The organism is Gilliamella sp. WF3-4, from assembly GCF_001690275.1.
GTDB lineage: Bacteria > Pseudomonadota > Gammaproteobacteria > Enterobacterales > Orbaceae > Gilliamella > Gilliamella apicola_C.
The window spans coordinates 16,891-37,294 of the sequence record NZ_LZGW01000056.1; the positions used below are offsets into that span (position 1 = coordinate 16,891).

Annotated in this window: 19 protein-coding genes; 13 read left to right on the forward strand and 6 right to left on the reverse strand. The window is 35.7% G+C overall.

Features of this window, described 5'->3' with window-relative positions; all coding sequences use genetic code 11:
* The first annotated feature begins 87 nt into the window (after positions 1-87).
* Positions 88-786 (forward strand): DUF1266 domain-containing protein, encoded by a 699-nt coding sequence (locus tag A9G47_RS12335; RefSeq protein WP_065579516.1) that lies wholly within the window; start codon positions 88-90, stop codon positions 784-786.
* A complete protein-coding gene (locus A9G47_RS12340) occupies positions 783-3,479 on the forward strand; it encodes a J domain-containing protein (protein ID WP_065643029.1) in 2,697 nt (898 codons plus the stop codon). The genes A9G47_RS12335 and A9G47_RS12340 overlap by 4 nt, the downstream gene beginning before the upstream one ends.
* Positions 3,480-3,549: 70 nt before the next feature.
* On the opposite strand, the gene A9G47_RS12345 is transcribed toward A9G47_RS12340, so the two are convergent.
* The 3 genes from A9G47_RS12345 to xthA all read right to left on the reverse strand — a co-directional run bounded on the left by A9G47_RS12345 (position 3,550) and on the right by xthA (position 7,518).
* Positions 3,550-5,220 (reverse strand): Hsp70 family protein, encoded by a 1,671-nt coding sequence (locus A9G47_RS12345; RefSeq protein WP_065643030.1) that lies wholly within the window; start codon positions 5,218-5,220, stop codon positions 3,550-3,552.
* A gap of 125 nt (positions 5,221-5,345) precedes the next feature.
* A complete protein-coding gene (gene xseA / locus A9G47_RS12350) occupies positions 5,346-6,680 on the reverse strand; it encodes an exodeoxyribonuclease VII large subunit (protein ID WP_065579513.1) in 1,335 nt (444 codons plus the stop codon).
* Between the two features lie 31 nt (positions 6,681-6,711).
* Entirely contained in the window at positions 6,712-7,518 is an 807-nt protein-coding gene (gene xthA / locus A9G47_RS12355; RefSeq protein ID WP_065579512.1) for an exodeoxyribonuclease III, read from the reverse strand.
* A gap of 116 nt (positions 7,519-7,634) precedes the next feature.
* Here xthA and tyrA point away from each other — a divergent pair, with 116 nt between their 5' ends.
* The 10 genes from tyrA to A9G47_RS12405 all read left to right on the forward strand — a co-directional run bounded on the left by tyrA (position 7,635) and on the right by A9G47_RS12405 (position 16,909).
* Positions 7,635-8,756 carry a bifunctional chorismate mutase/prephenate dehydrogenase gene (gene tyrA / locus A9G47_RS12360; RefSeq protein WP_065643031.1) on the forward strand — a complete coding sequence of 374 codons (1,122 nt, stop codon included), beginning with the start codon at positions 7,635-7,637 and terminating at the stop codon, positions 8,754-8,756.
* 142 nt (positions 8,757-8,898) lie between these two features.
* The gene (gene glmM, locus A9G47_RS12365; RefSeq protein WP_065568351.1) at positions 8,899-10,230 is read left to right on the forward strand and encodes a phosphoglucosamine mutase; all 1,332 of its coding nucleotides are present in this window, start codon (positions 8,899-8,901) and stop codon (positions 10,228-10,230) included.
* Between the two features lie 252 nt (positions 10,231-10,482).
* On the forward strand, positions 10,483-11,265 hold the full coding sequence (gene atpB, locus A9G47_RS12370; protein ID WP_065568352.1) for a F0F1 ATP synthase subunit A: 783 nt from the start codon (positions 10,483-10,485) through the stop codon (positions 11,263-11,265).
* Between the two features lie 36 nt (positions 11,266-11,301).
* A complete protein-coding gene (gene atpE, locus A9G47_RS12375) occupies positions 11,302-11,535 on the forward strand; it encodes a F0F1 ATP synthase subunit C (protein ID WP_442902731.1) in 234 nt (77 codons plus the stop codon).
* A gap of 24 nt (positions 11,536-11,559) precedes the next feature.
* Positions 11,560-12,030, forward strand: coding sequence for a F0F1 ATP synthase subunit B (atpF, locus tag A9G47_RS12380; protein WP_065568354.1), 471 nt, complete (start codon positions 11,560-11,562; stop codon positions 12,028-12,030).
* Positions 12,031-12,043: 13 nt separating this feature from the next.
* Positions 12,044-12,577 (forward strand): F0F1 ATP synthase subunit delta, encoded by a 534-nt coding sequence (gene atpH, locus A9G47_RS12385; RefSeq protein WP_065568355.1) that lies wholly within the window; start codon positions 12,044-12,046, stop codon positions 12,575-12,577.
* A gap of 11 nt (positions 12,578-12,588) precedes the next feature.
* A complete protein-coding gene (gene atpA / locus A9G47_RS12390) occupies positions 12,589-14,130 on the forward strand; it encodes a F0F1 ATP synthase subunit alpha (RefSeq protein ID WP_065568356.1) in 1,542 nt (513 codons plus the stop codon).
* 14 nt (positions 14,131-14,144) lie between these two features.
* Positions 14,145-15,014, forward strand: coding sequence for a F0F1 ATP synthase subunit gamma (gene atpG, locus A9G47_RS12395; RefSeq protein WP_065568357.1), 870 nt, complete (start codon positions 14,145-14,147; stop codon positions 15,012-15,014).
* Between the two features lie 47 nt (positions 15,015-15,061).
* The gene (gene atpD, locus A9G47_RS12400) at positions 15,062-16,444 is read left to right on the forward strand and encodes a F0F1 ATP synthase subunit beta (protein ID WP_065568358.1); all 1,383 of its coding nucleotides are present in this window, start codon (positions 15,062-15,064) and stop codon (positions 16,442-16,444) included.
* A gap of 39 nt (positions 16,445-16,483) precedes the next feature.
* A complete protein-coding gene (locus A9G47_RS12405; RefSeq protein WP_065568359.1) occupies positions 16,484-16,909 on the forward strand; it encodes a F0F1 ATP synthase subunit epsilon in 426 nt (141 codons plus the stop codon).
* 265 nt (positions 16,910-17,174) lie between these two features.
* On the opposite strand, the gene A9G47_RS12410 is transcribed toward A9G47_RS12405, so the two are convergent.
* The 3 genes from A9G47_RS12410 to A9G47_RS12420 all read right to left on the reverse strand — a co-directional run bounded on the left by A9G47_RS12410 (position 17,175) and on the right by A9G47_RS12420 (position 18,444).
* Positions 17,175-17,552: a hypothetical protein gene (locus A9G47_RS12410; protein ID WP_065643032.1), complete on the reverse strand. Its 378-nt coding sequence runs from the start codon at positions 17,550-17,552 to the stop codon at positions 17,175-17,177.
* Positions 17,553-17,654: 102 nt separating this feature from the next.
* The gene (locus tag A9G47_RS12415; protein WP_065568361.1) at positions 17,655-18,002 is read right to left on the reverse strand and encodes a hypothetical protein; all 348 of its coding nucleotides are present in this window, start codon (positions 18,000-18,002) and stop codon (positions 17,655-17,657) included.
* Positions 18,003-18,105: 103 nt separating this feature from the next.
* Positions 18,106-18,444, reverse strand: coding sequence for a hypothetical protein (locus A9G47_RS12420; protein ID WP_065568362.1), 339 nt, complete (start codon positions 18,442-18,444; stop codon positions 18,106-18,108).
* Between the two features lie 1,143 nt (positions 18,445-19,587).
* On the opposite strand from A9G47_RS12420, the gene A9G47_RS12425 reads away from it, so the two are divergent.
* Positions 19,588-20,403, forward strand: a complete 816-nt coding sequence (locus tag A9G47_RS12425; protein ID WP_141674865.1) for a hypothetical protein — start codon at positions 19,588-19,590, stop codon at positions 20,401-20,403.
* The last annotated feature ends 1 nt before the right edge of the window (position 20,404 follow it).

The following is a 20,404-nucleotide window of genomic DNA, read 5'->3' on the forward strand; positions in this document are numbered from 1 at the left end:
TCTGTTTGAATTTCAATTGTTATTTTAGTGTGAAATCTGCTATCTTTGTATAATAAATAAAATAAATCAGATGATTGGAATAAAAATATGAATCAAGATTGTGTCGATTGGCTATATGGTTTATCTGCACCGATGGTTGCTTTAAATAAGAGACATGGTGCAAGTTACACTTCGCCATCTTTTTTTCCTGACAGAACATTTGTTGATATGGAGGATGATTGGGGAATAGACTCTCGCCAAGCATTACTAAACTGTGTGTTTAATATGGTTGATGATGGGCATGCACCAATATTATCTCGATATTATTCAGTGTACTCTCGATTTTCTGAATCAGAATGGCGTGATTATTGCCAAGCACAAGATGATTATCAAAAAGTATTACTGGCGTTTGTTGAACAAACTTTTTGTGTATGTGGCTATGGTGGCATTCGTAGTTGGGATTATGCCCGTATGGGATATTTGCTACGCAATGGCACAACTAATAAATATATTAGCGAAGAAGAAGCGCTATGGATTTTTTCAAGAATTGCCGCTCGTTCTCAATATTTTTATAGATCTTGGCACCATTACTGTGCTGGTTGGGCGATTGGATTTCAATATTGGGAAACGCTCAATAATAAAGAAGATCTGGAGGCATTACGTTGTGAATTAACCCGAGCATCACAAACACATACCATGAAAATATTAATTAGCGATAAGGATTCACCTTGTAATCGCCTACCTTGGTATACTGAAATCGACAAACTAGAAAAACCAGAATCATTAGCGGAGTATGATTGGTCATGAATACAAATTTTTGGCAATTATTGGGCATCGAAAAAACAACAGATACCACGGTTATTCGTCAAGCATATCGTGTAAAGTTACCATTATATCATCCTGAAACAGATCCCGATGGATTTAAAGCTCTGCGCAAAGCGTATGAATTGGCAATGAATTATGCCAAATCGCCCGAAACAGCTATTGATGAAACTACACAGAATTCAGAAAAATCAACGCCACAACTAACAAAAGAACAAATTAAAGCGAATGAAATTTACGATGCTTATCAAGCCCTGTTAGAAGATCCACTGCGATGCTATAACATTGATGAGTGGCAAAAATTTATCGGTTCATTCTATGACTATCCAATGGAGGTTATTGATTCGGTAAAATGGCGACTATTAGAATTAAGTTACGAAACAACAAATATCTCTGAATCATGTGTCAAAGTTTTAGCCGATAATTTGCGCTGGCGTCAGCAACTCATGACACAATACACTGATGAACTTGAAAAATATGATAATTATTTAAATCACATTGATCGTGGTGATTTATTTGATTACACATGCTTACCAGCAACAAATAAAACACTACAAAATGCAACTATCGATTATATATATAATGCCAAATGGTTATTTTGGGAAAGTAGTTCGGAAGACGTTTATGAATTTTTATGCCAAGATACCGTTATTTACCTTCCTAATGATAAAAAATTTATGCTCGAATTTGCTCATTGGCACAGTGCTGCAAGCCTAAAAAATCAATCTATTTTGGATTACGCTTTAAAATGCATTGCCGAAGGCGATCAAGACGAAAATATGACTATCGAGTGGAAATATATTGCTGCCATCCAATATACTTTGCTTGAAGATAAACAAAATGCCTTACGGGCTTGGTTAGAATTGTATTATTCAGGTCATTATCAACAAAAAGCAGAAAGCTGGATAGCAGGTTGGTGTGCTTATTTTGAAAAAAATCACTTCCCATTATTAGTTATGGCGCTAAATAATAGTTATTGTGTCGCTGCCGATAAAACAGAAAATTATTTGTATACTATTCCGCAAATAACGGTAACTACAACATCACGATTAGCCTCATTAGAGAATATTGATGAGTATCCAAAAGAAATTATCGATTTTGTTAATTGGGCTTTAGATATAAGCTGGAATTACAAACAAGTCATACCAATATTGTTACTGGATGACGGCAATAATCGATTATATCGTTTATACCGGCATGCCATTATGTTGCGTCACGGCAATGAAATATTATTACAAGAAATTTTAGACGATCAAAGCGATGATCCATTTGAACAATTTATTTTACAACATTTACAACGCCAAGCACGACAACATCTTGCATGGCTTGCAGAACTTTCACCCGTGCAAGAATTTAAAACATGGTTATTTGATAATAATGAAAATGCTCAACTTCCACCTCAATTCGATCCCGACGAGAATGGTAAGCTAGCTGTATATGCTCGTTTATGGCTAGATAGATTCAGCGATATTCCTGATATTGCTAAATCACATTTATATCAAAGTTTTTCTTATCCAAATATGGAAATGTTTGACTGGGTTACGTTTTTAAAATTTAATAATTATTATCAACTACCAAAATCTCCAGATCCTTCGGTTATTGCTAATAAGAAAGAAGCTTATTGGCAATGGTATCGTTGTTATTTATTAGTAATTGCAATTTCTTATGAACCAATAGAAACTGCAAAATATCTTCGGCAAGAAAATAATACTTTTATTATTGATGAAAATAACCCATTTAAACCATTAATAGCGATATTTAAGCATGGCAACTGGCAAAATGAAACCGAGCTGTATAACCTAATTAATAATGATAGTGGGCTAATTAATAATGTTTTAATTAATTATCCAAATTCAATTGAATGGTTTATTGATGCGCCTCACCTTATTGATTTTGACGATATTGAGCAAAAACTGGAGCAAATATGGACACAAAAACTGGCGAATCGAAATCCAATTTATTTAATGCTGTTATATATAATTGTATTAAATAAACCTGAGCAAAAAAATAAATTAGATACAATTTTACAAGATATTACAGGTGATAATAAAGAGTTAATAAAAATAGCCAAAAATCTGCAAGATAATTGGAACGCACCATCTTTTGATAGCCCAAAAAAAGACAGTTATAACAAACAAGTTGCTAAAATAATGACAATTGCCAAACGTTGTTTGTCTAATTATTACGGTATATGTGATAACTATGATCTAGAAATGTTAGACGAGTTTAAAAATAGCAGTGACAAAGATTTAGTCTTACGGCTTTGTGCGTCATTGCTTATAGCAAAACATCGTGAAAATCGACAAAAGCTGGAATCACAGCCATTACCTAAAAATAAATGGTGGCAGTTTTGGCGTTGGAAAGGACGAACTAATATAAAAGGTTTTATTATACAATTATGTTGTAACTTCATAGTGTTAGGATTGATGGTCGTACTTAACAATAATTTTGAGTTGAATAGTCCTACTTTATCTATGATTTGTTATTTTGTTGTTGTAACCAACTCGTTTTTTGCATTAAAACGACGTTTTAATGATATCGATAGAGGAGAACCTTTCAGTGCTTTTGTGGCTAAAATACTGGTTTTTTCATTATTTTTGGCGCCATTTTGGGTTTCTTACATCAAACATACTAACCGTTTTGGACCGCCAGTAGAAGAGGCTATCAAGAAAAAGTAAGCCGCGTAAAAAATCCCCTTTTATATTTATCATAAAGGGGATTGATAATATTTTTAAATATCTTTATTTGTTATCGATTCAGATCTTGTAGATTAGATTCAATTTCACCACGAATTTCGTTAATTTCTTCAGAATTTTGTCTATTTAGTACTTCCATAAAAACTTCGATATATGATCCAATTAATAGCCGTTCATTCCCCAATGATTGTGCCCATGCACGTTCCAGCCTTGCTAATAAAGTACGATTCGGCATTTCGTCGCGAGGGTGAATTTTAAGTGCTTTTAAGCGTTCATGACTTTCTTGCTTTTGTTTGTCGGTTAAACCTATCGGACTTTGATCAATCACTTTACCATGTTGCTTGCCTGTTTCAAGCAAAACCACATCAACTTCTAATAAGCCATTTAGATCATAACTAAAGCGGACATCAATTCCTTGTGTTCTTTCCATTGGCGTTAGAGGCACTTCAAACTCATCAATAAAAACATTATTTTCAACGCGTGGATTTTCACCTTGATAAACCGAAATACATATTACTTTTTGTTGAGGGTAAGTTGTGTAAAATGTTTTTACTTTCGAAGTTGGCACAATGGTATTACGTTCAATAATGGGGGAAAATAACCCACTGACATTATTTGAACAACTTTCGATCCCTAGTGTATAAGGGCATACATCAGTTAAAATAACTTCTTCAACATCAGCATTTCGCAATCGACAAGCTGCTTGAACTGCGGCACCTTGTGCCACGATTGTTGTCGGATTTATGTGGCGATAAGGTAGTTTTGCAAATAATTTTGTCACTAGCTCTCGAACTACACCCAATTGTGATGAACCACCGACTAAAACAATATGTTCAAGTTCATTAGGTTTTAAGCGAGCATCACTTAAAGCCTGTTCAACTGGGGCACGTAATCGATTAAGTAATGATAACCAAATTGATTTTGCTTTTACTTCGTTTAATGCAAATTGCCATGGTTTGTCTTGCCAAAACCAAGTCAAAGTGTGCGTTTGTTCACCACTTAGCTTACATTTTAGTTGTTCAGCTAAATCTAATAAACGCGCATAATCATCAACTGGGATATCTGGTTGTTTAAGTTTCCATTCTCTTAAGCATGCTTTGACAATTTCATCCGTAAAATCTTCACCACCTAAGTAATTATCACCTGCTGATGCATGCACCTCAATTATCGGCATGGCATATTCTAGTACAGTCACATCAAACGTGCCGCCACCTAAGTCAAAAACTAAAGTGTTACCAGACTGTTCTTCATGTAATCCATACGCCATTGAGGCCGCTGTTGGCTCATTAATTAAACGCACTGCATTTAGTCCAGCAAGCTCGGCAGCAAAGCGGGTCTGTTTACGCTGTTCGTCATTAAAATAAGCTGGAACAGATATGACGACATCATGAATTTCTTGTTGTAGAAAAGTCTCAGCATCAGCCTTTAGTGATTTTAAAACTAATGCTGAAAGCTCAGTTGGTGTAAATTTTTGATCACCTAATTCAAAAACTTTATTTGATCCTAAAAAACGTTTAAATGCCGCCACACTACGACTAGGATGAGTGGTTAAACGAGATAAAGCTGCGTGACCAACTAAAATCGAATTATCTTCATCAAGGCTGACTGCCGAAGGTGTAACAACTTCGCCTATTGAGTTGGGAATAAGTGTCGGCTGACCATTTTGCCAAACACAAATTAAACTATTGGTAGTACCTAAATCAATACCGATTGGATAATGCATAAACTCTCTAAATAATATAATAATTCCTTATTGTTTAGATTATATACTAGCGATCACCAGAATTGCAAAAATGATACTAAAAATGAGTAAAATAGGTTTATCTATCATCTTTAAATATAATTATTTTATTTATTGATTTTGGTAATTTGGCTAACAAGTTTACCTTTTTTCAGTCTTGTTACGATAATGTCGCCCACCGTGACTTGCTCAGAACGACGAACCACTGCATTGTTTTGGTCGGTGGTGACTGAATAACCTCGCTCAAGCGTAGCTAGCGGACTAACATTGTTAAGTTGAGAGGTTTGTAAAACGAATTGATGTTGTGATTTTGTTAACTTTTGTTTAATTAAATTAATAAGTCTTTGCTGTTTTTGTTCAACTACTTGTTGTAAATAGGTAATATTATTTTGTGGTGATACACGTAATAATCGCTTATCCAAAAAATTATAGCGATTTGATAGTCTGAGTAAATATTGCTGAATATTTTCAGATAATGAATGGCGATAAGCTAGAAGTTGATTTAATTGTTTTTCTAGCTTTGTTTGTGGATGTTGAGTTTGTAATTGATGTCGCCATTTATTGAGTCTTGCTCGACACTGCATTAAATAATAATCCATTGCCATGGATAAATGCTGTTCTTTTGCTTGAATACGTTTTATCTGATCTAAATTATCATGACTTACTAACTCGGCAGCAGCAGATGGTGTAGCCGCTCTGACATCAGCAACAAAATCTGCAATGGTAAAATCAATTTCATGTCCAACCGCACTAACCGTCGGTATTTTGCTTGAAAAAAGGGCTCTTGCTACTATTTCTTCATTAAATGACCATAAGTCTTCAAGCGAACCTCCGCCTCGCCCAATAATTAACACATCACATTCTTGCCGAATATTGGCAATTTGAATCATCTTAGCAATTTGTCCCGCTGCCTCATTGCCTTGTACTTGAGTTGGGTAGATGATTAAATGTAAGCTAGGATCACGACGCTTTAATATTTGGCAAATATCATGTAGCGCAGCACCCGTTGATGAAGTGATAATGCCAACAGTACGAATATTTTCAGGAAGTGGCTGTTTATACATGGGATCAAATAAACCTTCGTCTGACAGTTTTTGTTTTAACTGCTCAAACTTTTGCTGTAGTAATCCTGCTCCTGCGGGTTGAATTTTATCAATAACTAATTGATACTCACCACGAGCTTCATACAATGTAACTGTTGCTCGAACTAAAACTTGCTGTCCATTTTGTGGTGTAAAGCCAGCACGTAAATTACTATTGCGAAACATTGCACAGCGCACCTGTGCACTGTCGTCTTTTAATGAGAAATACCAATGGCCTGACGATGGACGAGAAAAGTTTGAGATTTCGCCCATAAGCCAAATCTGACCAATAGCATCACAAAGCAACTCTTTCACCATTTGATTGAGATCTTTAATCGATAAAATTGAACTACCTTGCATACTATTATCCTTATGGTAACTATATCTATGGTTATGATAAATCAAATTGAGCCCAAATTGGTGCATGATCAGATGGTTTTTCCATCGCTCTGATATCATAATCAATACCTGTTTGCAGGTAGTAATTCATCATTTTTTTGCTAGCTAAAATCAAATCGATGCGTAGCCCTGTATGGGTATCAAAACCTTTAGAACGATAATCAAACCAAGAATATGTTTTTTCTTTTGGATAAGCATTACGGTAAGTATCAGTAAAACCAAGTGACATTAAATCGTTTATCCATTCACGCTCTTCGGGCAAAAATGAACATTTACCTGTACGTAACCAACGTTTTCGGTTTTCTTCGGTAAGACCTATATCTAAATCGGTTGGGCAAATATTCATATCCCCCATTATTAATGATAATTGGCTATTTAATTGCTGCTGTTCGATATAAGTTATTAAATCTTGATAAAATTTACGCTTGGCAGGATATTTTATTTCATGATGTAAACTTTCACCTTGCGGAAAATAACCATTAATTACCATTAAATTGCCTTGGCTAGTTGGTAACTCAGCAATAATCAAACGGCATTGTGCGTCTTCGTTATCGGTTGGAAAACCACATTGTACTGAAATGGGTTTTTGTTTAGTTAACAATGCCACACCATAGTGGCTTTTTTGCCCGTGATAATGTAAGTGATAACCAAACTGAGCAAGCTCTTCAACGGGAAATTGGTCATTATGTACTTTGGTTTCTTGAAGACCAATAATATCTGGTTGGTGGGTATCAATAATTGCCGCCAGCTGATGAATTCGGGCTCGAAGGCTGTTAATATTAAAAGAGATAACTTTCATGATTATTTTATTGTGTTACATTTAATGTTGTAGTTGCCCCATCCTACCAAAAATACGTTATACTGTTAAGCTATTACATAAAGAGTTGTCATTTGTGATAAAAGGAATAGCCGAATATGTCTACGGAATTAACTGCCTTGCGCGATAAAATCGATGAAGTTGATAAATCAATTTTATCATTAATTACCAAACGATTAGCATTAGTTACCGAAGTTGGTGAAGTAAAAAGTAAACATGGTATTCCTATTTATGATCCTAAACGTGAAGCAGAAATGCTAAACAAAAGGCGACAAGAAGCTGAAAATGCGGGTATATCTCCCGCATTAATTGAAGATATTTTACGTCGTTTGATGCGTGAATCGTATATTAGCGAAAATGAAAAAGGTTTCAAAAAAGTTTATACAGGCCAAGGTTCTATAGTCATTGTTGGTGGTAATGGACAAATGGGGCGGTTGTTTGCTCGGTTATTTACCTTATCAGGCTACCAAGTTAAAACGTTAGGCTCTAAAACTATGCATCAAGCTACTGAAATAGTTGCTGATGCTGCTGCGGTTATTGTCACAGTGCCAATAAATAAAACTTGTGAAATCATAAAACAATTACCGCAATTGCCAAAAGATTGTATCTTAACGGATTTTACTTCTATCAAAGCTAAACCACTTGAAACGATGCTAGAAAAGCATCAAGGACCCGTTGTCGGATTGCATCCTATGTTTGGCCCTGATGTGCCTAATTTAGCCAAACAAATTATCGTTTATTGTGAAGGTCGCGAACCGACTAAATATCAATGGTTAATTGAGCAAATGCGTATATGGGGTGCTAATTTATGCGCTATTGATGCCAAAGAGCATGATAAATGCATGTCGTTCATTCAAGCATTACGCCATTTTACCTCTTTTTCATACGGCGTAAATTTACAACGTGAACAGGCTGATTTAGAGCAACTAATTGCACTATCATCTCCTATCTATCGGCTTGAACTGATGATGGTTGGACGGTTGTTTGCTCAAGATCCCGCTCTTTATGCCGATATTATTATGGCATCAGATGATAATATTGAATTAATCAAGCGCTATTATGAACGCTTTGGGCAAATGGTGAAATTAATTGAACAACGTAATAAAACTAAATTTATTGAGAATTTTAATGAAGTCACCGCCTGGTTTGGCAATTATGCAGAACGCTTTATCAAAGAGAGCCAAGTATTATTAAAATTTGCCAACGATAGTCGAGAATAGTTTTATAATGAAACGTCTATTTTATTGAGTTTTTTTACAACTTGGGGTATACGGTTATCAAAAAAATCACATACAACTTTAAAGTAAAGTATTGTTAATTAAATGTTGTCCAACATAACAAATATTAGTATGAGGGTACAAAATGTCTAATCGGAAATATTTTGGTACAGATGGGATTCGCGGTAAAGTTGGGCAGCATCCTATTACGCCAGATTTTGCGCTTAAATTAGGTTGGGCTGCAGGCCGTGTTCTTGCTAAAGATGGTGTTAAAAAAGTATTAATCGGTAAAGATACCCGCATTTCAGGCTATATGCTTGAGTCAGCACTAGAAGCAGGTTTTGCCTCCGCTGGCGTTGCAGCAGCTTTTACAGGCCCTATGCCAACCCCCGCTATTGCCTACTTAACTCGCACTTTTCGGGCTGATGCTGGAGTGGTCATTTCTGCTTCACATAACCCTTTTTATGATAATGGTATTAAGTTCTTTTCAGCCGAAGGAAAAAAACTTGATGATGCAATTGAATTAGAAATCGAGGCTGAACTTGAAAAAGAGATCGATTGCGTAGAATCAAAACAACTTGGTCGAGCAAGCCGTATCACCGATGCAGCGGGACGCTATATCGAATTTTGTAAGAGCACATTCGATCATGATTTAAGTCTAGCTACATTAAAAATTGTTGTCGATTGCGCTAATGGCGCAACTTATCACATTGCACCCAAAGTGCTTCGTGAACTTGGTGCTAAGGTCATAAAAATTGGCTGTGAACCTGATGGTGTTAATATCAATGAAAACTGTGGTGCAACTGACGTTAAAGCTCTCGCTAAATGTGTTATTGATGAAAAAGCAGATTTAGGCTTTGCATTAGATGGTGATGGCGATCGTATCATCATGGTTGATCATAAGGGACGCAAAATTGATGGTGATCAAATTATTTACATTATTGCTCGCGAAGCACTAAGGCAAGGTCAACTCAAAGGTGGAGTTGTTGGCACATTAATGAGCAATATGGGGCTTGAAATTGCACTTAAAAATCTTGGAATTTCTTTTGTTCGAGCCAAAGTAGGTGATCGTTATGTTCTTGAAAAATTAGTAGAAAAAAACTGGCGCTTAGGTGCTGAAAATTCAGGCCATGTGTTATTATTAGATAAAACCACCACGGGTGATGGTATCGTTGCAGGCTTACAAGTACTAGCGGCAATGGTGCGTAATGATATGTCATTAGCTGATTTATGCAGTGGCATGACAATGCTACCGCAAGTCTTAATTAATATCCGTTTTTCAGGCAAAGAAGATCCACTAAATAGTACTGCTGTAAAATCAGCTATTGAAAAAGCAGAAAAACAGCTTGGCAATCATGGGCGAGTTTTGATCCGTAAATCAGGTACAGAACCACTGATTCGCGTCATGGTTGAGGGAAACAATGAAATGGAAGCCCAAAAATTAGCAGAAACTATTGCCATAGCAGTTAAAAATTAAAAATAACCTCATTTATGCCCATTAATTAAGCCATTGATTGAACAATCTTTGGTTTAAAATAATAGATGAAGTTGCGCATATTTACACAAAATTAGTAAAAAGTGTCTAAATTTTTAATTTCGTTAATCAAAGGTTGACTTAATATAGGCAATTGGGTTTAAAATAGTGGCTTCAATTATTACAACGATTGCTTATACCTTTCTAGGTAAATAAGCAGTATTCTTTATTTTTAGGAATAAGTAAGAGGGTTATATGTCTGTTTCCTCTCCAGCTTCACCACAAGCTTACATCAAGCATCATCTTGAAAACTTGCAAGTAGGTTCGGGTTTTTGGACCTTAAACCTTGACTCACTATTCTTTTCAATTCTACTTGGTGTAATCTTTTTATGGATCTTTCACCGCGTTGCTAAAAAAGCAACTAGTGGAGTGCCTAGTAAATTACAATGTGCTATTGAAATGATTTTTGAATTTGTCAACAATACTGTTAAAGATATGTTCTCAGGTCAAAATAAGCTCATTGCACCGCTAGCTTTAACAGTGTTTATTTGGGTTTTCTTAATGAATTTTATGGATCTTATCCCGGTTGACTTTCTCCCTTATGCAGGTCAATACCTAGGTCTATCACATTTAAGGGTTGTTCCAACAGCAGATGTTAGCATCACTATGTCAATGTCTTTAGGCGTCTTTGTCCTTATTATTATTTATTCTATTAAATATAAAGGGATTAGTGGTTTCATTAAAGAATATACACTTCACCCTTTCAATCACTGGGCATTTGCGCCGATTAATTTAGTGCTTGAATTAGTTAGTCTTTTAGCTAAGCCTGTTTCTTTAGGGCTTCGACTTTTCGGAAATATGTACGCAGGTGAACTTATCTTCATCTTAATTGCTGCATTATTGCCTTGGTGGTCACAGTGGGTATTGTCATTACCATGGGCCATCTTCCATATTTTAATTATTACATTACAAGCATTTATTTTTATGGTGTTGACGATCGTCTATTTAGCTATGGCGTCGGCAACGGAAGATCATTAATTTTAATATTTTTTTGATAATAAACTGGAGTATATAATGGATATTAGTATGTTATTTGTAGCCGCAGGTATAATGATGGGATTAGCTGCAATTGGTGGTGCAGTTGGTATTGGTTTATTAGGTGGCAAATTTTTAGAAGGTGCTGCTCGCCAACCAGAATTAATGCCTATGTTACGTACTCAATTCTTTATCGTAATGGGCTTAGTTGATGCGATCCCAATGATTTGTGTGGGTATTGCGCTTTATGTTATTTTTGCTGTCGCTGGCTAATAAAAATTTAAGAGGAATCGTGTCATGAATATGAACGCAACGCTCCTCGGCCAAGCAATTACATTTGTATTGTTTGTTTGGTTCTGTATGAAGTTTGTTTGGCCTCCAGTTATCGGCGCAATTGAAAAGCGTCAAAAAGAGATAGCCGAAGGACTTGCTTCAGCAGAAACAGCAAAAAAAGATTTGGAATTAGCCAAAGCAAATACATCTGACATAATGCAACAGGCTAAGGTTGAGGCCAATGCAATTATTGAGCAAGCAAACAAACGCAAAGCAGCCATTCTTGAAGAAGCAAAGCAAGAAGCTTCTCGTGAAAAAGAACGAATTGTTGCTCAAGGGCTTGCCGAAGTAGAGGCCGAACGCAAACGAGCTAAAGAAGAGCTCAAACAACAAGTCGCTACACTCGCTATTGCTGGTGCAGAAAAAATTATTCAACGTTCTGTTAATGAAGCCGCAAATAGCGACATCATTGATAAACTCGTAGCTGAACTATAAGGAGATATGAGCAATGGCTGACTTAATTACGATTGCTCGCCCTTATGCTAAAGCCGCTTTCGAGTTTGCGGTAGAAAAAAACAGCATCGAATCATGGCATAAAATGCTAGTGTTAACATCAGAAGTAAGTAAAGATGCTCAAATAAAGAGCGTTTTAACATCTGACATGAAAGCCGATTCGGTGGCTAATTTACTCATCAATATCTGCAAAGATGTGTTAGATGAGTTTAGCACTAACTTTATTAAGATTATGGCTGAAAACAAACGGTTATCACTTCTTCCCGAAGTACTAACTTTGTTTGAGCAATATTGTTTAGAGAAAAATGCCCAAGCAGATGTAGATGTGATTTCTGCTAGTGAGCTAACCAATGAACAACTTAATAAGATTTCTGTCGCTGTCGAAAAACGTTTATCACGAAAAGTAAAACTAAAATGTCACATAGATAAATCGCTCATTTCTGGTTTTATTATTCGTACGGGCGATATGGTTATTGATAGTAGTATCAGAGGGCGTTTAAATCGTTTAACTGACGCTCTACAGTCTTAAGGGGACTGATAATGCAGCTAAATTCAACTGAAATAAGTGAACTAATTAAAGAGCGGATAGCTCAGTTCAATATTGTGAGTGATGCTCACAATGAAGGAACTATCATATCTGTAAGTGATGGTATCCTTCGAATCCATGGACTAACTGATGTAATGCAAGGTGAAATGATTGCATTACCAGGAGGTCGCTATGCAATGGCTCTCAATCTTGAAAGAGACTCTGTCGGTGCGGTGGTCATGGGACCATACGAAGATTTATCTGAAGGAATGAAAGTCCAATGTACTGGTCGTATATTACAAGTACCAGTTGGTGAAGGTTTATTAGGTCGTGTTATTAACACATTAGGTGAGCCAATTGATGGTAAAGGTTCACTTCAACATGATGGCTTTTCACCAGTTGAAGTTGTTGCACCAGGTGTTATCGATCGTAAATCTGTTGATCAAGCATTACAAACTGGCTATAAAGCCGTTGACTCAATGATTCCAATTGGTCGAGGTCAGCGTGAACTTATCATCGGTGACCGTCAAACAGGTAAAACAGCACTTGCTGTCGATGCGATCATCAATCAACGTGACTCTGGCGTAAAATGTATCTATGTCGCTATTGGCCAAAAACAATCAACTATTGCCAATGTTGTGCGTAAACTTGAAGAACATGGTGCATTAAAAAATACGATTGTTGTTGTTGCCTCTGCATCTGAATCAGCAGCATTACAATATTTAGCGCCATATGCCGGTTGTGCAATGGGCGAATACTTTCGTGATCGAGGCCAAGATGCATTAATTGTTTATGATGATTTATCTAAACAAGCGGTTGCTTACCGTCAAATTTCGTTATTACTTCGTCGCCCACCTGGACGTGAAGCTTACCCAGGTGATGTATTTTATCTTCACTCTCGTTTACTTGAACGTGCTGCGCGCGTCAACGAAGCCTATGTTGAAGAGTACACTAAAGGCGAAGTTAAAGGTAAAACAGGTTCTTTAACGGCATTACCAATTATTGAAACGCAAGCTGGTGACGTTTCGGCATTCGTACCAACTAACGTAATTTCGATTACTGATGGTCAGATATTCCTTGAAACTAGCCTATTTAACTCAGGCATTCGCCCAGCGGTTAACCCAGGTATTTCGGTTTCTCGTGTTGGTGGTGCTGCGCAAACTAAGATAATGAAAAAATTATCAGGTGGTATCCGTACTGCGCTTGCACAATATCGTGAATTAGCTGCGTTCTCACAGTTTGCTTCTGACTTAGATGAGGCAACAAGAAATCAATTGAGCCACGGTGAAAAAGTGACAGAATTACTCAAACAAAAGCAATATGCTCCTATGACTGTTGCTGAGCAATCAATTGTACTTTATGCCGCTGAGCGTGGTTATTTAGAAGATGTTGAACTCGCTAAAGTGTTACCATTTGAAACCGCACTACTTGCTTATGCTCATAGTCAATATGGCGATTTTGTTAAACAAATCGATGAGACCGGTAATTACAATGATGAGATTGAAAGTAAGCTAAAAGCATTACTTGAAAGCTTTAAATCAACTCAAACTTGGTAAGGGTGGGGTAAAAAATGGCTAATGCAAAAGAGATTAGAACCAAAATTGCCAGTATCCAAAGTACGCAAAAGATCACTAAAGCGATGGAAATGGTTGCCAACTCTAAAATGCGTAAAACGCAAGATAGAATGGCAGCTAGCCGACCATATGCAGAGATGATCCGTGAAGTAATTGGACATTTAGCGTTAGCTCAGATAGGCGCCAAACATCCATATTTAGAAGAAAGGGATGTAAAGCGAGTTGGCTATCTTATCATTTCAACCGATCGTGGTTTATGTGGTGGATTAAATATCAACCTTTTCAAGGCGGTTATTACTGACATGTCAGCATGGCAGGAGAAAGGTGTCGAAGCAGATGTAGCTTTAATTGGTTCACGAGGTGTGTCGTTTTTCTCTTCAGTAAAAGCGAATATCTTAACCCAAGTCACTAACTTGGGAGACGAGCCAACTTTATCAGATTTAATTGGTCCGGTAAAAACAATGTTGGAGGCTTATGACGAGGGTAAGATTGATAAATTATATATTGTAACAAATAAATTTATTAATACCATGTCACAAAAGCCGACAATACAGCAGTTATTGCCATTACCACATTCAGAAGATGACAAACTCAAAGCTTCATCATGGGATTATATTTATGAGCCTGATGCTAAATCACTATTAGATGTGATTTTACGTCGCTATATTGAATCACAAGTCTATCAAGCAGTGGTTGATAATTTAGCGAGTGAACAAGCAGCAAGAATGGTAGCCATGAAAGCGGCAACAGATAACGGTGCAAACCTAATTAATGAATTGCAAATTGTGTATAACAAAGCGCGCCAAGGTGCGATTACTAATGAATTGATTGATATTGTATCCGGTGCAGCCGCGGTTTCAGGTTAGTGCTAAATATTGGCTTATAGTTAAGAAAAAGACGTAGAGGATTAAAAATGGCTACTGGAAAGATTGTCCAGATCATCGGTGCGGTGGTTGATGTCGAATTCCCCGAAGATGCAGTACCAAAGGTATATGATGCATTAGAAGTGGAAACTGGCGCTGAAAAATTAGTTCTGGAAGTTCAACAACAATTAGGTGGTGGTGTTGTTTGCTGTATTGCGATGGGATCATCTGATGGTTTAAGACGTGGACTTAAAGTGGTAAACACTGGTCACGGCATTGAAGTACCAGTGGGGACTAAAACACTGGGGCGTATCATGAACGTACTTGGTGATCCTGTTGATAAAGCAGGCCCAATTGGGGAAGAAGAGCGTTGGGCTATCCACCGTGCAGCACCGACTTATGAAGAACTTGCGAACTCAACTGAATTACTTGAAACAGGTATTAAAGTTATCGACTTAATTTGCCCATTTGCTAAAGGGGGTAAAGTGGGTCTATTCGGTGGTGCTGGTGTGGGTAAAACCGTTAATATGATGGAGTTAATCCGTAACATCGCTATCGAACATTCTGGTTACTCAGTATTTACAGGTGTAGGTGAACGTACTCGTGAAGGTAATGACTTTTATCACGAAATGAAAGAATCAAACGTGCTTGATAAAGTATCGTTAGTTTATGGTCAGATGAATGAGCCACCAGGCAACCGTTTACGCGTTGCGTTAACTGGTTTAACCATGGCAGAAAAATTCCGCGATGAAGGTAAAGATGTATTATTATTCATCGATAATATTTATCGTTATACCTTAGCTGGTACCGAAGTATCTGCGTTATTAGGTCGTATGCCATCGGCAGTAGGTTATCAACCGACATTAGCTGAAGAAATGGGCTTATTACAAGAGCGTATCACTTCAACTAAAACAGGCTCAATTACGTCAATCCAAGCTGTATATGTACCAGCAGATGACTTGACTGACCCATCACCAGCAACAACATTTGCTCACTTAGATGCAACAATCGTATTGAGCCGACAAATCGCCTCATTAGGTATCTATCCAGCGGTGGATCCATTGGATTCAACCAGCCGTCAATTAGATCCTTTAGTGGTTGGTCAAGAGCATTATGATTGTGCCCGTGGCGTTCAGTCGATTTTACAACGTTATCAAGAATTAAAAGATATTATTGCGATTCTTGGTATGGATGAGTTATCAGAAGAAGATAAATTAATTGTTGCTCGTGCGCGTAAGATTCAACGCTTCTTATCTCAACCATTCTTTGTTGCAGAAGTATTTACTGGTTCACCAGGTAAATATGTACCATTGAAAGATACGATAAGTGCATTTACGGGTATCATGAAAGGCGATTATGACCATATACCAGAACAAGCGTTCTATATGGTTGGTTCAATTGATGAAGCGATTGAGAAAGCAAAATCTCTCTAGGAGATTCATTGAGCAGATCGTATTAACGGAGATAGTAATATGGCACTAACTTCCTATCAATTAGAAGTTGTTAGTGCTGAATCTCACCTATTTTCAGGTGATGTTCAGCGAATCAGAGTAACTGGTCAAGAAGGTGAGCTCGGGATCTATCCTGGTCATACACCTTTACTCACAACAATAAAACCAGGTATGGTTGGTATTGTGAAAACGAATGGCGAAGAAGAGTTTATCTATCTGTCTGGTGGTATTTTAGAAGTTCAACCTAACATCGTAACCATCTTAGCAGATACTGCTATTCGGGGTGAAGACTTAGATGAAGCAAGAGCGCAAGAAGCGGTAAGGCAAGCGCAGGAACATATTAATCACCTAAGTGATGATGTGTCATTTGCTCAAGCATCTGCCGAACTATCTAAGGCATTAGCAAAAATTCGTGTTATTGAATTAACTCGCCGTGTCGGCCAATAATTTGCTTTTTATGTTGTAGTGCACAAAAAAGGTTACTGGATAGAATTGCTGAGTAACCTTTTTAATTTTAGCGTTCCAAATGTTAAGCGTTAGTTTTCTTTCAATACTCTTCAATATTATTTTCTTATTAAATTGATACTGAAACCTATTTCTAAAACTTTTTAATAGAAAACTCGCAATAACTTAAAATTTCTTTTTCATTTAAATATAGGAAAATTAGGGTTATACCTACTACTTAGCTGTTTTCGTAAAGTAACAAGGACAGTTATTCAACAGTTTTTGAAACAAAGTAAACTACACCCAATCCAGCAGAGCAAGAATCATAAATATCATTTTCATTAGCCTCTACAGCGTCATTTTTCGTTATGGCTTGATAACTGTTACCATCATCATCATAGAAAACAAAATGATAAACTTGTGTATATATATACTGTTTTTTTATTGTAGTATTTGTATTTTTCTTCTTTTCTGATGCCAATAAGGTGACTTTGGTTTTGGACGGATCTAAATTTCCCATATCAACGATACCAGCATATTGCATTTGCCTTAGTGCATCGTTCATAAACTGATTTGAGCAATTAGGCACTTTAGCAAAAGAGATAGCTGGTAATATTAGCCCAATAATTAAAATAATTTTTTTCATGTTATAACCTTAATTTTGTTTTCTTTATTCTGTGTAGCTAACTTGTAAAGCTACAGTATCAATTCATTAAATAATTTTTGAAATCTTTGGCAATTTGATCCATTAATCAAAATAATCAATCTGGCGTTTTGATACTAAATAACTATCAACTTCACCTATCGAGCAGTCTTTATTAGAAGTTTCACTTTTGGTGATAACTTCATAAGCTTTATTTTTATTATCATAAAAAACAAAATGGTAAATTTGCGTATATAAATCCTTACTTTTGTGTTCAGATGCTAAAAGGGTTATTCTCAATTTTGATTGATTCAAGTTTTCAATCTCCACTATATTACTATTTTTCAACCACTCCTTAGCCTTATCCAAAGCGCGAGTATGGCAATCTGGCCCTTTAGCAAAAGATAGCATTGGGCATAATATTAACAATATTACTAAAGAAAGCTTTTTCATATAATTACCTTAAGTTATTCTTTTTTTTAACTTATATTATTTTTATCATTGACTAAAAACACGCTAAAATGCCAAATTTACTTGCCTATTATTAGATAAGCTACTAATGAACTTGACTTTTGGATATTAGATATTTATTCACATCACTGATTGAACATTCTTCATATGATGCTTGGCTTTTGGTAATAACTTGGTAGCTATTACCATGTGTATCATAAAAAACAAAGTTATATATTTGCGTATACACCCCTTTTTTTATTTCTTCTGATACCAACTGTGTTATTTTGGTTTTAGATTCATCTAACTTTCGAATATCTACTATGTTCTCGTTTTTCATCCAAGCCAAAGTCATATTCATAGGCCAAGAATAACAATTAGGTCCTTTAGCAAAAGAGGCTAATGGGCACAACATTAACAATATTAGTATAGAAAACTTTTTCATCTTATTACCTCAATTCATTCATTTCTTATCTTTGGCAGAATATAACCACCTAATAATTTAACAATCGTTCGATTGATAACTGGCTAATAAGTTTTTGTCCTTGCCCAACTTACCTCTTCAATTAAACTTATTGTTTTCATATAATTATTTAATTTAATTATTTTATAGTGAGTTAGCTTATCATAAACGTGTATTGTTAATACACTATTTGTTATATTAATCCTCGCCTTCAAAATGGATAAATGTCACCGCTGTGATATCAATAAAAAGGGGGGAAGCAAGAGCTTCATATTTAGTCTTCGGGTTTAGATAAAGAAGTCAAAGAAATTGATGATAAAAAAGGCTCAACCAATGAAAATGATTAAGCTAGTTGTTATATTGTTGGTTAATTTTATAGGTGGATTACTAAGCTATCGATAGTGTTATCACTTTATCAGGAAACACGGCACACCTGCGTCTTATTATTTACTATTTTATGGTTTGTGTTATTGCTGTTTTATTATTATTTCAATCTTTATATTAAATAAAACGATCATCAGGTTTAGTTTTTTGTGGGATGATTGTTGGTATTTTAATAAGTTTTATCTTATGGATTACCTGTCCATTCATTGTGGGAAATTATTATAGATCATCAGCCCTGAATATAGCTATTATTATAATCTATCTACTTATACCATCAGCTATTACCCTTAATTTCGCCATATTTCCAGTAAGCTTATTATGTTGTCATTACTCAATTGTTTGGATTGAAAAAATATATAACAAAATTATTCATATGATTAGGTCATCTTAAACCGTATAGAGACAACCAATACGGTATGTCCATTCAAATTAAGTTTTAATATAATAAAAACCAGTCAGAAAACCCATTGATTTTATTGAAGTTTTTATTTTGAAAAAATGATAAGAAATAATAACATGAATCCTTTTGCTGCAAGCTATACCTTATGGTGTACGGGTTAATACATTAAGTCTATTGTAAAGGCGGATACTATTTAATATTTTGGCTAGGATCATATAAAGTATTGAGATTTAATCTTACATAACTTATTAAATAAAATAATATTATGGATTTTTATAATAAAAAAAATGATATAGTATGAAAGATTAATTTTTGATTATTAATAAAGATGTGATTTTTTAATGAAGAAAATTACTTCCTTCTTATTTTTTATACCCATTATATGGTTAATGTTTTCTTTTTCATGTTTAGCTAAACCAAAAGTTATCCATGTTCTTGTTGCACTATGTGATAACAAATACCAAAAGATTGTTCCTGTTCCAAAAGCTATAGGTAATGGACAAGATCCTAAAAGTAATCTTTATTGGGGAGCCGCTTATGGTTTTAAAACCTACTTTGCAAAACAAAAAGAGTGGCAAGTTATAAAAATTAATCGGCCAAGCAATGATAAAATATTAGAAGAAATAATTTATAAACATCAAAATCAAGATGTTTATATCATAGCGCAAGCATATAATGGTAAATATATAGATGATACTGTCAATGATTTTCTAGATTATGCTGCTGGTAAAAAAGAGCAATCCTATTTGTTTGGTGATAAAAAAGTTATTGTTGGAGGCAAGGCTGATTTAGTTGTTTATATTGGTCATGATTCGTTAATGGAATGGTCATGGCGTAAATATTTACCTGATAGCTGGCGATGGGAAACACTCTCAAAAGAGCAACAGGCAAAACAAAAATCGCGTTATGCAGCAGTATTTGCATGCAAAAGTCAGCAATATTTTTCACCACCGCTATCTCGTTTAGGTATTACACCACTGATTTTAACTATGCACCGAATGGCGCCTGAAGCATATAGCGTTTATGCAATGATTGATAGTTGGCTAAAAGTTGATCCCAAAGAAGTTACTCGCCAAAAGGTAGCAAGCGCTTATAGCCAATATCAAAAACTAAATAAGCCAGCATTACAGATTTTTACAACTGAATATAAGCAATAAT